Source organism: Halapricum sp. CBA1109 (genome assembly GCF_009741825.1).
Classification (GTDB): Archaea; Halobacteriota; Halobacteria; order Halobacteriales; family Haloarculaceae; genus Halapricum.
Map to the genome: position 1 here is coordinate 1 of NZ_WPCA01000072.1, position 13,563 is coordinate 13,563.

Below are 13,563 nucleotides of genomic sequence, written 5' to 3' on the forward strand. Positions count from 1 at the left end.
GACCGCATCGTCCTCGTCGGCCTCGGCAAGCACCGACGCGAGCGCACCGGCCACGTCCGCCCGCGTCTGGACGGTCGCGTCCGTCTCGGCCTCGAACGCCTGAGCGAGGACCGCCTCGTCCTCGGCCCGGCCGACATCCGGCCGGCAGGCGACCACGCGGTCGGCGCCCGAGAGCGCCGCCGCGATACCGCGGTGGTCCTTGTCGACCATCGCGCCCGCCACCACGTGGAGGTCCTCGAAGGAAAACGCCGACAGCGTCTCCGTGACTCGCTGGCAACTCCCGGGGTTGTGCGCCCCGTCGAGGACGACCAGCGGGTCCCTCGACATCACCTCGAACCGACCGGGCCAATGGGCGTTACCGAGCCCTCGGGCCAGCGTCGCCTCGTCGACGGTCGCGACCTGCCGGACCAGCGCGGCCGCGACGCCGGCGTTGTCCGCCTGATGTCGCCCGACCAGCGGCAGCGACGCCGCGACCGACCAGCCATCGCCCGAGAGGTTGACCTGCCCCTCGGCGCGCTCGATACCTTCGTAGGAAACTGACACGTCGTCGTCCTCGCCGCCGACGGTGCACAGGTCGCCCGCGGTGTCTTCGACCGCCTGGCGGGCCGCGCCTTCGGTGGCGGTCACGAGGGGACGGTCCGCCGGCGCGACGTGGGCTTTGTCGGTCGCAATCTCCTCGATGGTGTCGCCGAGTACGTCAGTGTGTTCGAGCGTGACGCTCGTCACCGCGCTGGCGACGGGGTCGACGACGCTGGTCGCGTCGAGTCGCCCGCCGATGCCGACTTCGAGGACAGCCACGTCGACGTCCTGTCGGTCGAACTCCCACAGCGCCAGCGCCGTCAGCGTCTCGAAGAAGGTGGGTGGCTCGCCGTCGGCCGCCTGCTCGGTGACGTACGGTCGGATGGCTTCGGCGAACTCGACGACCGCGCCTTCGGTGATCTTCCGCCCGTCGACGCGGATCCGCTCGCGCACGTCGTCCAGATGCGGCGAGGTGTACAGCCCGACCGAGAGCCCGGCCTCCCGGAGCGTGGACTCGACCATCCGGGCCGTCGAGCCCTTGCCGTTTGAGCCGGCTATCTGGACGGCCCTGAGGTCCTCGTGGGGGTCGTCCACTGTCGCCAGCAGCGCCTCGGTGGCGTCGATACCGGGCCGCGGCGGGTACCGTCGTAGATCGAAGAGGAAGTTCGCGGCCTCGTGAAACTGCATACCTGTGGCCTGCGCTCCCGGTCGCTTTACTTTGTCGGAGTCGAGAGTCGCCGCCGGAGCGCCGCCACCGCCAGCCCGAACCCGAGGCCGACCAGCGCTGCCACGCCCTCGTCCCGTTCGCGCTCGGGCGCCGGCTCCGCGGGCGGCTCCTCCGCCTCGTCACCGCGGCCCAGCACCCGCCAGACGACCGCCGTCACGACCGCGAGGAGGCCGCTCCCGAGGGAGACGCCAAGCAGCGCCCGCCGGAGCCGACTCCCGCCGTCCTCGTCGGACTCGGCGTCGCTCGCGTCCTCGAACGGTCCCGCTTCGTCTCCTGCCTCGCCCTCGCTGGGCACGACCAGTTCTGGGTCGCCGAGGCCCTCGCCCGCCGGCGCTCGCTCGCTGTCGTCGGCCGGTTCCCAGACGCTCGGGAGGCGCTGGCGGATCCGGTCGGCCGGAAGCCGGTCGACGAGGTCACGTGGTCCCATACCCCGGGAGACGGCCGGCAGCCCCAAAGTCGTTGCTCACGCCCGCGATGGGACACGCCTTTGTCCGCGCCGCGCCTCCGTCACCGATATGTCGTACGGACCGGGCCGATCACGGCTCTTGCAGGGGGCGCTCGTCGGCGGCGGCTGCTGGCTCGTCGGCTTCGCCGCGACCGCGCTGGTCCTGCTCGCCACCTTCGGGGACCTCTTTGCCGATGGCTTCGGTTGGCTCGCGGTCATCTACGCGCTGGTCGTCATCTGGTTCGTCGTCGTCGCCGTCCTCGGTCCGGACCTCTTCCTACTGGCGATGGTCGCGGCCGGCCTCCTCTCCTCGCTGTTGTTCGTCGGCGGCGGCGCGCTCACCGTCGCCCGCGTCGGGGGCGTCGACCGCCCGATAGAGGCCGCGAAGGTCGGCGCGACGATCGGCGTCGGCCACGTCCTGTTGATGGCGGCGGCGCTCGCGTTCGCCGACCAAGGTTCCATCGACCAGTTCACCGCTACGACCCGGACGTTCTCGCTGGTCTTCGGCGGGTTCGTCGTCCCGGCGGCGTTCGGAGCCGTCGGCGGCCTCCTCGCCTCCCAGACCGACGCCATCGCGGGGCGTTTTTGAGTCTCTCGGCCCTACGGTCGTGTATGTCCGACTCGCAGTACCAAGCCGGCGCGTGCAACATCGGCGGCCGGGAGCGAGAGAGCCGTCGACGGCTGGGGTACGCCGGCTTCGCCCTCGCCGTCGTTTACACGCTCGCCGCGATGGCGCTGTCGCTGCCGCCTGACTTCGCCGCCGGCACCGGCGTGCTGGTCTACGGCGGCGCGCTCGGCGTGTTGCAGGCCCGGGAACGCTTCTGTGTCGCCTACGGGATGACCGGACAGTACGGCTTCGACGGCGAGGAGGGGGCAATCGAGGACTCGGCCGCCCGCTCGACGGACCTGAAGCGCTCGCTGGTCCTCTCGGCGAAGGCCAGCCTCCTCGGCGTCCTCGGTACCGGCGTCGGCTACGGCCTGCTGGTGGCGGTCTGAGCGACGGATTCTTCCCCTAGCCCGCCGCCGTCCCGGTATGGTCTCGACCACCTTGCTCGCGCTGTCGGCGCTCTCGGGCGCGAGCTACCTCCTCGTGATGGTCGCCACCGCCGGCCGGCGCTACGACCTGTTGCGGCCGCGGTTTTTCCTCTACAGCGCTCCCGGCATCGCCCTCCAGGCCGCGACGACCACGTTCCTGCTGGGGCGGTACCGACTGGTCGTCCCGACGATACTGCTGGTCGCGCTGGCGGTCCGGACGGTCCGGGTCGAGCGCGAACGCGGCGAGGACAAGCCCTTTATCTCGACGCTGCAGCTGTGGCCCCTCGAGCTTGCCGTCTTCCTCGCCGCCGGCGCTGTCGAGTTTCTCGTCTCCGGGTGGCTCGGGCTGTCGACCGTTCCACTGGTGTGACGGCCGACGGACACAGTACTATTGCCCGTCGGGCACTAACTCGCGGCCACGTGTCCCGTTCACTGACCAACGGTCTCGTGACGCTCGTGGTCGGGCCGGGGATACTCACCCACGAGTACGCCCACTACGCGGCCTGTCGCCTCCACGGCGTCGGAGTCCACGAACGGCCGTCCATCGGCGTCTTCGAGGACTCGGTGCTGGTCCACGACCCCGTCGAACGGTTCGGGGCCGACCTCAGCATCGCCGTCGCGCCGACCGTGCTCAACTCGACGCTCGCCTTTCTCGCCGCGCTGCTGGCCCACGCCGCCGTCCCCGGCGGGCCGGTGTGGCTGTGGCTCGCGGTCGTGTTCGGCTTTACCTCCTTCCCGAGCCACACCGACACCGCCACGCTGTTCTCGACGTCGAAGTCCCTCCCGCGCTGGCTTCGCCCGGTCGGCTACCTCGTCGCCGCCCCCATCAGAGCCGTGACGGCCTCGACGTTCGTCGCCGGGCTGCTCGTGTTCGCGTGGACCGCAGTCGTGGTCCTCACTGCGCGCGGCGCCGTCCCCGGGTGACCGCCGTCAGTCGTCGTCGGCCCGCGGCGCGTCCGGTTCGCTCTCGACGAGGACGTTCCCCGACCGCGGCCCTTCTTTCTCGACGTCGGGCAACAGGTCCCGGAGGTACCGGCCGGTGTGTGACGCCTCGGTGCGGGCCACGTCCTCGGGGGTCCCGCTGGCGACGACTTCGCCGCCGTGTTCCCCGCCCTCCGGCCCGAGGTCGAGTATGTGGTCGGCATTTTTCACGAGGTCGAGTTCGTGCTCGATGACGACCACGGTGTTGCCGTCGTCGGTGAGGCGGTGGAGGACGTCGATCAGTTTCGACTCGTCCTCGGGGTGGAGGCCCGTCGTCGGTTCGTCCAGCAGATAGAGCGTGTTGCCCGAGTCCTGCTTGCCCAGCTCCTCGGCCAGTTTCACGCGCTGGGCCTCCCCGCCCGAGAGCGTCGTCGACGGCTGGCCAAGTCGCATGTAGCCCAGTCCGACGTCTTTCAGCAGCTTCAGCCGCCGCCTGATGCCGGTGTGGCCCTCGAAGAAGTCGTAGGCCTCGTCGACTTCCATCTCCAGCACGTCGGCGATAGTCGCGTCCTTGTAAGTTACGTCGAGCGTCTCGCCGTTGTATCGGGCGCCGTCACACTCCTCGCAGGGGACCTCCACGTCGCTGAGGAAGTTCATGTCGATGGTGACCGTCCCCTGCCCGCCACAGGCCTCACACCGCCCGCCCTTGACGTTGAACGAGAACCGCCCTTTCTCGTAGCCGCGCTGTTTGGCGAGGCTCGTCTCGGCGAACAGCTCCCGTATCTGGTCGAAAACGTCGGTGTAGGTCGCGGGGTTCGAGCGCGGGGTCCGGCCGATGGGCGACTGGTCGATCAGCCGGACGGTCTCGATGTCCTCGATGCCCTCGATGTCGTCGTGGTCGCCGGGGTTGACGTCGGTGTCGTTCATCCGGCGGACCAGCCCCTTGTACAGCACCTCGTGCATCAGCGTGGACTTGCCCGACCCGGAGACACCGGTGATGGCCGTGAACGTCTCCAGCGGCACGTCCACGTCGAGGTCGGCGAGGTTGTGCTGGCGGGCCCCACGGACCGTGAGGTGGCCCGAGGGATCCCGGCGCTGTTCGGGGACGGGGATGGTCCGCTCGCCCGAGAGGTACTCCCCCGTCACGACCGGTCGCTGTCGACGATGTCCTCGGGCGAGCCCTGCGCGACTATCTCGCCGCCCCGGCGGCCCGGCCCCGGCCCCATGTCGACGATAGTGTCCGCCCGGCGCATCGTCTCGGTGTCGTGTTCGACCACGAGCAGGGTGTTGCCGAGGTCCCGCAGCTCCGCCAAGGTGTTCAGCAGGCGGTCGTTGTCCCGCTGGTGGAGGCCGATAGAGGGCTCGTCCAGTACGTACAGCACCCCAACGAGCCCCGATCCGATCTGGGTCGCCAAGCGGATGCGCTGGCTCTCGCCGCCCGAGAGCGTCGCGGCCTCGCGGTCGAGCGTGAGGTACTCCAGCCCGACCTCGGTCATGAAGCCTAGGCGGGCGCGGATCTCCTTGAGTATCTCTTCGGCTATCGTCCGGTCGCGCTCGCTGAGGTCGGCTTCCATCCCCTCGAAGTGCTCCAGCGCGTCGCCGATGGAGAGGCGGTTGACCGCGGTGATCGAGGTTCCGTCGACGAGGACGGCCCGCGACTCGGCCTTGAGCCGCGTCCCCTCACAGGCCGGGCAGGTCGTCGTCGCCATGTACTCCTCGATGTGTTCGCGGGCCCGGTCGGAGTCGGTTTCGACGTGGCGACGCTCCAGATTCGGGATGACGCCCTCGAAGCGTTCGGTCTTCTCTCGGGTCCCGTTTTTCGTCGTCCACTCGAAGTGGACCACGTCGTCGGTGCCGTAGAGGAACTGCCGACGGATCTCCGGGTCTATCTCCTCGAACGGTGTCTCCAGACTCACGCCGAAGTGCTCGGCGACGTTGTCCAGTTGCCGGGAGTAGTACGTCCGGTTGTAGCTCCACGGCTCGAAGACGTTCTTGAGGGGTTTGGTGGGGTCTCTGATCACGAGGTCCTCGCTGACCTCCTTGGTCTCGCCCAGCCCTTCACACTCCGGGCAGGCCCCGTGGGGGCTGTTGAACGAGAAGCTCCGGGTCTCTATCTCGGAGATGTCGATCCCGCAGTGGGTGCACGCGAGGTCCTCGGAGAGTTCGACGACGAGACGGTCGCGGTCGCTGTGGTCTTCACTCTCGCCCGACCCGGCGATGTCGCCCGTCGACCGGGCCGTGGATCCGCCCAGCGTCTCCGCGGCGTCGGCCGGCGGGTCGGGAACGATCACTTTCAGGACGCCGTCGGCCTCTGTCAGAGCAGTCTCGACGGAGTCGGTGATCCGCGAGCGAGCGTCGGCGCTGACTTTCACGCGGTCGACGACGATGTCGACAGTGTGGTCGAAGTTCTCGTCCAACTCGGGCGTCTCCACCGTGAGGTCGTAGGCCTCGCCGTCGACCTCAACGCGGGCGTAGCCCTCGCTGACGAGGTCCGAAAAGCGGTCCTCGAAGGCCCCTTTCTGGTCGCGGACGATGGGTGCGGCTATCTTCGCGCGGGTCCCCTCGGGGAGTTCGAGGATGCGGTCGACCATGTTCGCGGCCGACTGCTCGCCGACTTCGCGGCCACACTCCGGGCAGTGGGGGGTGCCGACGCGGGCGAGAGGAGACGGAGGTAGTCGTGGAGTTCGGTGACGGTCCCGACCGTCGAGCGGGGGTTGTTGGCGGCGTTCTTCTGGTCGATGGAAATGGCGGGCGAGAGGCCCTCGACGTTCTCGACCTGCGGTTTGTCCATCTGGCCGAGGAAGTTCCGGGCGTAGGCCGACAGCGACTCGATGTAGCGGCGCTGACCCTCGGCGTAGATTGTCTCGAACGCGAGCGAGGACTTCCCCGACCCGGACAGCCCCGTCACGACGGTCAGTTCCTCCCGCGGTATCTCGACGTCGACGTCTTTGAGGTTGTGTTGTTCGGCCCCTCGGACCTCGATGACGTCTCTGGTCATTACCAGCGTTCAGGGGCGGGACCACGGAAACCCTGTCGGTTGTCCGAGAGCCACAGCCTCAAGCCAGCGGGTCTCCTAGTTCACCCATGACCGAGTCACTAGATCCGTGGCAGACCGATCGTCTCGACGCTTGGCGGACGGTCGCCAGTACCACTGCAACCGGTCCCGACTTCGACCTCACTACCGATCGGCACACGGCCCGCCTCCAAGAGCGTGTCGAGGCGTTCGTCGACAACCCGACCGACCGAACCTTCGAGACGCTGTGGTCCTCTTCTACGTTCCGCGGCGCGGTCGTCGGCGGCCCCTCGATGATCCGCCGCTCGTGGGAGTCCGTCGAGGACTTCGCCGCCTTCATCGCCGAGATCCGCGACGCCGACAGCTACGACCCCGACTGGGAGGAACAGTTCGTCACGGCCTCGATGGTCTGGGAACTGTACGGCCGGCTCCACCCCGAGCGCGATCCTATCGTCAGCGGTGACGCCTGCCAAGGGCTCCGGGCCTTCGGCTACGGGACGGTCCACTCCTACGCCGACGGGCGCGAGGCTATGGTCGCGTTCCGCGAGGACTACGAGTCGGTCGTCGGCCACGCCACCGCCGGCACCGACCACGAGGTGCCACTGTGGGACGAGATAGAGACGTTCCTCCATCTGGTCCACGTTCACGACGACGCCAGCGTGCTGGAGAACCTCGTCGCCGGGGAGTGAACGCGCTACCTTCGGAGGTAGCGGACCGTCCTATCGGAATCTGGGCCTGTTGGTGTTGAGCAACGTGATCGGCGGCTGATCAGTCCCCAACCCCGGGAAGCATCGACCGGATCGATCCGCTCCCGGTCCAGTCCTCGACGACCGCTTCGGCGGCGTGTTCGCCGGAGATGAGCGTCATCGGCATCCCGATACCGGGCTCGACGTAACTCCCGGTGTAGTAGAGGCCGTCGACGTCGCTGTAGTGTGAGGGGCGGAGCGGCCCGGTCTGCCGGAGGGTGTGTGCCAGCCCCAGCGCCGACCCCTGCGGGTAGTGATACCGGTCGGCGAACTCGCTGACGCAGGCGCTGTGTTCGAGGACGATGCGATCCCGGAGGTCGACGCCGGTCGTCTCGGCCAGATGGGTCAGCAGTCGGTCGCGGTACTGCTCCCGAACCTCCGGCCCGTCGTCCAAGCCGGGCGCTATCGGGAGGAGGATGACGACCGCGTGGTGACCCTCTGGCGCGACCGTGTCGTCGGTCTTCGAGGCGACCGAGAGGTAGTACGCCGGGTCCTCGGGCCACTCGGGATCCTCGAAGATGGACTCGAAGTGGGGGTCCCAGTCCTCGGGGAAGACGAGCGTGTGGTGTTCAAGCGGGTCCACCTCGCCCTCGACGCGAGATAGAACATGAGCGCCGAGGGCGCGTAGGTCTGGTCGTCCCAGCCGCTGCCGTCGACGGAGGCGAGCAGGTCCTGTTCGACGTGGGCGGGGTTGGCGTTGGCGACGACGGCGTCGAACTGCCGGTAGTCGCCGTCCGTCTCGACGGCGATGCCCTCCGCAAGCGGGTCTATCGCCGTCACCTCGGCGCCGGTCCGTATCGTGGTGCCGAGTTCGCGGTTCAGCGTCGCCAAGGCCTGCACGACGCCAAAGATGCCACCCTCGGGGTAGTAGACGCCGAGGTTGTAGTCGACGTGGGCCATCAGGTTGTACAGCGCGGGGGTGTTGTGTGGCGACCCGCCCAGGAATACCAGCGTGTACTGGAGCAACTGCTGGAGGCGGCGGCTGTCGACGTAGCTCTCGACGTGGTCCTGCATCGACCCCAGCAGCGTCAGTCCCGGGCCACACCGGACGACGGCGGGGTCAAGCAGGTCTCTGAACCGCGAGCGGTCCTCGTAGACGAACTGCTCCATCCCCACCTCGTAGGTGTGTTCGGCCTCCGCGAGGTAGTCGTCGAAGGCCGCGCCGCCGTCGTCCTCGTATGCGGCGAACAACTGCCTGATCTGGTCGGTGTCGGTGGTCACGTCGACGTACTCGCCGTGGTCGCCGGGCGCCTGTCCCGCGGCCGCGGGCGGGTCGTCGTCGAAGAACACCCGATACTGGGGGTCCAGCCGCGTCAACTCGTAGTAGTCGGTCGGCTCCCGGTCGAAGTGACCGAAGAAGCGCTCGAAGACGTCGGGCATCAGGTACCACGAGGGACCGGTGTCGAAGCGGAACCCCTCGTCCTCGATGACGTTGGCGGCGCCGCCGAGGCGGTCGTTTCGCTCAAGCAGCGTCACGTCCGCGCCGGCGTCTGCGAGGTACGACGCCGCCGAGAGACCGCCGAACCCGCCGCCGACGACGGCCACGTCCGCGCCGGTGAGTGGACTCCCCTCGATCATGGGACGTACCAGATGCCGCGCTCACGGTCGAGCCACGACCCGACGACGACGTGCGGGAGCGCGATGATGGAGACGAAGATGCTCCAGAACGCGACGAGACCGATCAGCAGACCGGCCCCGCCCAGCGGCATCGGCGAGAGGACCCACAGGCCGGCCGCGAGCGCGCCCGTCACGACGGCTCCGGCGAGCATCACGCCCCACGCGCCCAGCGCTGCCAACCGCGGGTCGTCGGCTTCGAGCGGTGCCAGCAGGCCGCCGCTGTCGTCGGCCGGTTCGGCGTCGACTTCGGCGGTCCGGGCGACCTGTCGCGTCGAGTACCACAGCGGGAAGTACAGGCCGACGGCGACGACAACGGGGACGGCCACGAAGTACGCCACCAGCAACAGCGTCTCGGCGGCGTCGACGCGGAACGACCGGGTGTCGCCCCCGCGCCAGTAGCCGAGGCCGAGATGGGCGGCCACCAGCAGTGCGAACCCGCCGGCGAACAGCGGCCGCGTCACCTCGAAGTAGGAGCTGACGGCCGCCAGTCCGCCGGGTTCGAAGATGTTCACCATGATGGCGCTGAAACTGTGGAAGGTATCGGGCCACGCGACCAGCGGAACGACCATCACCGTGCCGCCGCGGACGGCCGCCGCGAGGATTCGTTGGAGTCGGCTCTGGATGTGACCGGACCCGTACGTCGCGTCCATCACCCGCAGGCCGCCGTGGCCGCCCTTCGCCACGGCGACGCCGCAGGCCAGCGCCAGCCCGGCGACCGGCGCGAGGAAGAAGAGGCCGACGAACGCGCCGATGGCCCCGAGGTACAGCGCGACGTATCTGCCTTGGAAGGCAAGTGCCCGGCGGCGGAGGTTGTCGACGTGTTCGAAGCCGCCGTGGGGGAGGTTCATCGCGACCATCCCCAGCAGGTAGACGCCCGCCTGTACTGTCAGCGGTACCGTCACGTCCGCGAGCCGTATCCCGAGGAACGCGACGGTCAACACAAGCAGTGCTGCTCGCGACAGTTCCAGCGGAACGCCGCTGATATCGTCCGGCACGAGGCGCTCCCGTATCGCGGTTTCGTTCCCGACAGCCATATCGGACTGTTGGAGTCCAGCCCCACCCACACCGGCCCCAAAGTTGGCTCTCTTTAAGTACCCGTTTCGCGTCGCGTACCACTGCCTCCCGTTTGAAGTGGCTGTCCCCCGAGTGGTCGTGTATGAGCACGGACCGAACAGCCGACGACTACCGGATCGAGGGGCTGGACCTCTCGGGCACCCGTTTCACCGTCGAGCAGGCGCTGATCCGCAACAAGTACAAGGCGATGGACGACTCCGGAAACGTCCTCCTGCGGGGCAAACAGAAGCTGTTCAAGATGAAAGAGCAGTTCCCGTTCGTCGACGCCGACGGCAACGAGGTGTTCACCGTCAAGGCGGGCGGGATCATCGACGTCGCCGGCAACTACGTCCTCACGGACGCGGTGACCGGCGAGGACCTCGTGATTCTCGACAACGACTACTCCATCTTCCAAGACACGTGGAAGATCAGGGACGCCCGCACGGAGGCGAAGATAGCCGAGATAACCTCCCGCGGTGCGCTCGTCACGATGGCTCGCAACCTCGTCCCGTTCGGCGGCTGGATCCCCCACAAGTACGAGATAACCGATGTCGACGGCGACCACGTCGGCAACATCGAGGGGCAGTTCTCGCTGAAGGACCGCTACGAGATCACTCTCGACGATACCAGCGACGTGCCCAAGGAACCGGTCGTCGCCGCCGCGATGGTCATCGACGCGATTCAGGGGAACTAGCGCGACCGCCCCGAGAGATGTCCTCCGTCTCCGGGGTGAGCGGTGCCGGCCGTCCCGCTGAGTGCGCTCGTGTCCGGCCGCTCGACCCGCCGGGGGACTACTCCTCCGTGGCCCGCTCTCTCCAGGCCTGCTCCTGTACTCGCTCGGCGACGTGGTTGCGCCCGTCGGCTATCTCCTCGCGGGCCTCGTCCTCGAAGGCCTCGATGTCCGCCAGCACGCCCTCCTCGAACGTCTCGACGACGTCGTAGGACCACCGGTCGCCGACGACGCCGCTGGGGAGGTGTTGGGTGCGAATCGCCGCCGCGAGGTCCTCGTAGCCCGCCTCATCCAGTAGCTGTTCGGCCGCCGCGAAGTGGTCCATCGCGTGGCCGGTGTTGTGATGAAAGGACAGCAGGCGGCCGTGAGCGCGCCGGAGCCACTCTGTTCCGAGGGTGATACGGTGGAGCGCTTGCCGTTCCGTCTCGTCGAGCGCTGTCGGATCTCCTTGGGAGTCGTCGATAGCCATGTGTATTGCTACCATCTACCGACATTTGAATGTGTTCACGGGGGTCGAAACGCATAGGGACGCGCCGTCCGTTGTGCCGGTATGCGCCGCCGAACGTTCCTCGCCTCCTCGGCCGCCCTCCTCGGCACCGCCGCGGTCGGTCGCACCGCCGCACAATCGGACACTTTCGGGCCGCTCGGCTCCGTCTCGCTTCCCGGGACGCTGGACGCCGTCGTCGACGGGACGACCGCGTACGTGTCGACCATCGACGGGTTCGCGGCCGTCGACGTGGCCGACCCGGCCGACCCGACGGTACTGGCCGAACGGCGCGGACTGCTGGCAGACCGCGACGACGGGCCGATGCGCGGCGTCTACGACCTCGCCGTCGACGGTGACCGACTGGTCGTCGCCGGGCCGGCGAACACGAACAACAGGGTGTTCAACGGGTTCGTCGTCTACGACGTGCGCGACCCCGCCGACCCACAGCAGGTCGCCGTCCACCCGACGACACACCCGATTCACAACCTCGACTTCGTCGACGGGGTCGCGTACCTCACCGGGAACAACGGGTCGACGAACCCGCTGGTCGCCGTCGACGTCGGCGAGGACCCGACGACCGCCGGCGAGTGGTCGCTGCCGGACTACGACAGCGCGTGGGCCGACGTTTCCTCGCAGTTGCGCGTCCTCCACGACGTGACCGTCCACGGCGACCGGGCGTATCTAGCCCACTGGGACGCCGGCACGTGGATCGTCGACGTGAGCGATCCGACCGCGATGACGGCTGTCGGGCAGGTCCGGGGCCGGTCGGCCGCCGAACTCGCCGATATCGGCCGGCGAGAACTGTCACGGGAGTACCTCCAGACGCCCGGCAACGACCACTACGTCACCGTCGACGAGGACGCGGCGCTGTTGGGCGTCGGTGCCGAAGCGTGGGACGACCCCTCGGACGACCACGTCGGCGGGCCCGGCGGCATCGACCTGTACGACATCTCGACGCCGACGGAGCCAGAGGCCCGCGGGCGGATCGACCCCCCGCCGACCGAGAACCCGACCTACGGCGCGTCTGGACGACTGCCCACAACTTCGACTTCGCCGGCGACCGCCTGTATGCCTCTTGGTACCGCGGCGGCGTGACGGTCCACGATGTCTCCGACCCCGCGAACCCGACGGAGGTGTCTGCGTGGGCGGACCGGCAGTCGACCTCGTTTTTCACCGCTCAGTACGTGCCCGACAACGACGTCTTCGTCGCGTCGAACGCCGGAACCGAGCGCTCGCCGAGCGCCGACACCGGGTCGCTGTTCACCTTCCCGGCGGACGCCGGCACGACTGACTCGGCGGGGGGCGAGACGACGACCGCCGCTCCCGACACGACAACGACCGCTGCCCCTCCCGCGGAGACGACGACCGTTTCCGGTGGAGACGCCACCGCAACCGACACGCCCGCCCCCGAGGAAGACGCGGACGACGGGAGCGAGTCGACGGCCAGCGGTGACGGTCCCGGCTTCGGACCGCTGGCGGCGCTATCGGCACTGGGGGCGGGTGCGTGGTACGCCCGCCGCCGCGACGGACAGGACTGATCAGAGCGCGCTCTCGACGGCCCCGGCCACCGACCGCGCCTTCTCGGCCAGTTTCTCGGGCACGTCGCCGGCGTCGACGGCCGCGTCGAGTTCGTCGTCGTCGACCCGTTCGACCGTCCCGTCTCCGTGTTTGACCACGTCGACGTGGAGGTCGACGTACCGGACCGCCGAGGGGAATATCTCCACTGGGGTACAGACGTTGACGTAAGTCCCGCGCACGTCCCCCTCGGCGCTGCGGTAGACCGTCGGGTACCACCACTTCCCCTCCGTGAGTTTCGTCCGGGCCACGTCGCCGGCCCGTCGCTCGACGCCGAGGGCGTCGTAGCTCCCGCCGGGCGACATCTCGCGCTCGATGCGGACGGTCCCCTCGGGGTCGTACTCGACGACTTCGCCGCGACCGAGGCGGATACACCGCCCGTCGGGCTTGCCGTGGTCGATGGCGACTCGGTCGCCCGCCGTCGGCCCGAACTGTCGCGTCACGGCCTCGAAGGGGAACCCGTCGCCGCCCTCACACACCGCCTCGACGAAGTCGACGGCGGCGCTCGCGGCGCGGTCGCCGGCCTTGATCCGGTGGTGGCCGGGCATCGTCGTCGTCACCGCCGACCGGACGTCGTCCAGCGCGAACCGCGACTCGCGGCCGAACCACACCCACGCCGTCGGCGTCCCTTCCTTGACCGTCCGCGGCGTCTCCGCTACCGACCCCGCCGCCGATAGCGCGTCCTCGACGGACTC

At 68.9% G+C, this 13,563-nt stretch carries 13 protein-coding genes and 2 pseudogenes; 8 read left to right on the plus strand and 7 right to left on the minus strand.

What is annotated here, in order from left to right:
* Positions 1 to 1,206: folylpolyglutamate synthase/dihydrofolate synthase family protein (locus GJ629_RS09275; RefSeq protein WP_197428524.1), on the minus strand; the 1,206-nt coding region annotated here is incomplete at its 3' end.
* Between the two features lie 26 nt (positions 1,207 to 1,232).
* On the minus strand, positions 1,233 to 1,673 hold the full coding sequence (locus GJ629_RS09280; RefSeq protein ID WP_157512720.1) for a hypothetical protein: 441 nt from the start codon (positions 1,671 to 1,673) through the stop codon (positions 1,233 to 1,235).
* Positions 1,674 to 1,761: 88 nt separating this feature from the next.
* Here GJ629_RS09280 and GJ629_RS09285 point away from each other — a divergent pair, with 88 nt between their 5' ends.
* The 4 genes from GJ629_RS09285 to GJ629_RS09300 are packed head-to-tail and all read left to right on the plus strand — an operon-like array spanning position 1,762 to position 3,650.
* A complete protein-coding gene (locus GJ629_RS09285; protein ID WP_157512721.1) occupies positions 1,762 to 2,280 on the plus strand; it encodes a hypothetical protein in 519 nt (172 codons plus the stop codon).
* Positions 2,281 to 2,303: 23 nt separating this feature from the next.
* Positions 2,304 to 2,687 carry a hypothetical protein gene (locus GJ629_RS09290; protein ID WP_157512722.1) on the plus strand — a complete coding sequence of 128 codons (384 nt, stop codon included), beginning with the start codon at positions 2,304 to 2,306 and terminating at the stop codon, positions 2,685 to 2,687.
* Positions 2,688 to 2,724: 37 nt separating this feature from the next.
* Positions 2,725 to 3,096 (plus strand): hypothetical protein, encoded by a 372-nt coding sequence (locus GJ629_RS09295; RefSeq protein ID WP_157512723.1) that lies wholly within the window; start codon positions 2,725 to 2,727, stop codon positions 3,094 to 3,096.
* A gap of 50 nt (positions 3,097 to 3,146) precedes the next feature.
* On the plus strand, positions 3,147 to 3,650 hold the full coding sequence (locus tag GJ629_RS09300) for a metalloprotease family protein (RefSeq protein ID WP_157512724.1): 504 nt from the start codon (positions 3,147 to 3,149) through the stop codon (positions 3,648 to 3,650).
* 6 nt (positions 3,651 to 3,656) lie between these two features.
* Here the strand turns inward: GJ629_RS09300 and uvrA are convergent.
* Positions 3,657 to 6,645: pseudogene (gene uvrA / locus GJ629_RS09305) on the minus strand (excinuclease ABC subunit UvrA).
* A gap of 86 nt (positions 6,646 to 6,731) precedes the next feature.
* Between uvrA and GJ629_RS09310 the strand changes: the two are divergent.
* Complete coding sequence (locus GJ629_RS09310; protein WP_157512725.1) at positions 6,732 to 7,349, plus strand: hypothetical protein; 618 nt, start codon at positions 6,732 to 6,734, stop codon at positions 7,347 to 7,349.
* Between the two features lie 79 nt (positions 7,350 to 7,428).
* On the opposite strand, the pseudogene GJ629_RS09315 reads toward GJ629_RS09310, so the two are convergent.
* A pseudogene (locus GJ629_RS09315) lies at positions 7,429 to 8,984 on the minus strand (phytoene desaturase family protein).
* A complete protein-coding gene (locus GJ629_RS09320) occupies positions 8,981 to 10,057 on the minus strand; it encodes a Brp/Blh family beta-carotene 15,15'-dioxygenase (protein ID WP_157512726.1) in 1,077 nt (358 codons plus the stop codon). Before GJ629_RS09320 ends, GJ629_RS09315 begins: the two are co-directional and overlap by 4 nt.
* Positions 10,058 to 10,179: 122 nt before the next feature.
* Here GJ629_RS09320 and GJ629_RS09325 point away from each other — a divergent pair, with 122 nt between their 5' ends.
* Positions 10,180 to 10,770: an LURP-one-related/scramblase family protein gene (locus GJ629_RS09325; protein WP_157512727.1), complete on the plus strand. Its 591-nt coding sequence runs from the start codon at positions 10,180 to 10,182 to the stop codon at positions 10,768 to 10,770.
* A 97-nt stretch (positions 10,771 to 10,867) separates the two neighbouring features.
* Here the strand turns inward: GJ629_RS09325 and GJ629_RS09330 are convergent, their stop codons facing one another.
* Positions 10,868 to 11,275 carry a hypothetical protein gene (locus tag GJ629_RS09330; protein WP_157512729.1) on the minus strand — a complete coding sequence of 136 codons (408 nt, stop codon included), beginning with the start codon at positions 11,273 to 11,275 and terminating at the stop codon, positions 10,868 to 10,870.
* 81 nt (positions 11,276 to 11,356) lie between these two features.
* On the opposite strand from GJ629_RS09330, the gene GJ629_RS09335 reads away from it, so the two are divergent.
* Both GJ629_RS09335 and GJ629_RS17080 read left to right on the plus strand, forming a co-directional pair.
* Positions 11,357 to 12,388, plus strand: a complete 1,032-nt coding sequence (locus tag GJ629_RS09335; protein WP_231754572.1) for an LVIVD repeat-containing protein — start codon at positions 11,357 to 11,359, stop codon at positions 12,386 to 12,388.
* On the plus strand, positions 12,385 to 12,831 hold the full coding sequence (locus GJ629_RS17080) for a hypothetical protein (RefSeq protein WP_231754573.1): 447 nt from the start codon (positions 12,385 to 12,387) through the stop codon (positions 12,829 to 12,831). Before GJ629_RS09335 ends, GJ629_RS17080 begins: the two co-directional genes overlap by 4 nt.
* Here the strand turns inward: GJ629_RS17080 and GJ629_RS09340 are convergent.
* Positions 12,832 to 13,563, minus strand: a 732-nt coding sequence (locus GJ629_RS09340; RefSeq protein WP_157512728.1) for a DUF402 domain-containing protein, incomplete at its 5' end; no start/stop codon positions are given.

Coding starts and splice junctions, on each gene's coding strand:
- GJ629_RS09290 (WP_157512722.1), top strand. CDS start 2,304: ATGTCCGACTCGCAGTACCAAGCCGGCGCGTGCAACATCGGCGGCCGG.
- GJ629_RS09310 (WP_157512725.1), top strand. CDS start 6,732: ATGACCGAGTCACTAGATCCGTGGCAGACCGATCGTCTCGACGCTTGG.
- GJ629_RS09330 (WP_157512729.1), bottom strand. CDS start 11,275: ATGGCTATCGACGACTCCCAAGGAGATCCGACAGCGCTCGACGAGACG.
- GJ629_RS09320 (WP_157512726.1), bottom strand. CDS start 10,057: ATGGCTGTCGGGAACGAAACCGCGATACGGGAGCGCCTCGTGCCGGAC.
- GJ629_RS09335 (WP_231754572.1), top strand. CDS start 11,357: ATGCGCCGCCGAACGTTCCTCGCCTCCTCGGCCGCCCTCCTCGGCACC.
- GJ629_RS09280 (WP_157512720.1), bottom strand. CDS start 1,673: ATGGGACCACGTGACCTCGTCGACCGGCTTCCGGCCGACCGGATCCGC.
- GJ629_RS09285 (WP_157512721.1), top strand. CDS start 1,762: ATGTCGTACGGACCGGGCCGATCACGGCTCTTGCAGGGGGCGCTCGTC.
- GJ629_RS09295 (WP_157512723.1), top strand. CDS start 2,725: ATGGTCTCGACCACCTTGCTCGCGCTGTCGGCGCTCTCGGGCGCGAGC.
- GJ629_RS09325 (WP_157512727.1), top strand. CDS start 10,180: ATGAGCACGGACCGAACAGCCGACGACTACCGGATCGAGGGGCTGGAC.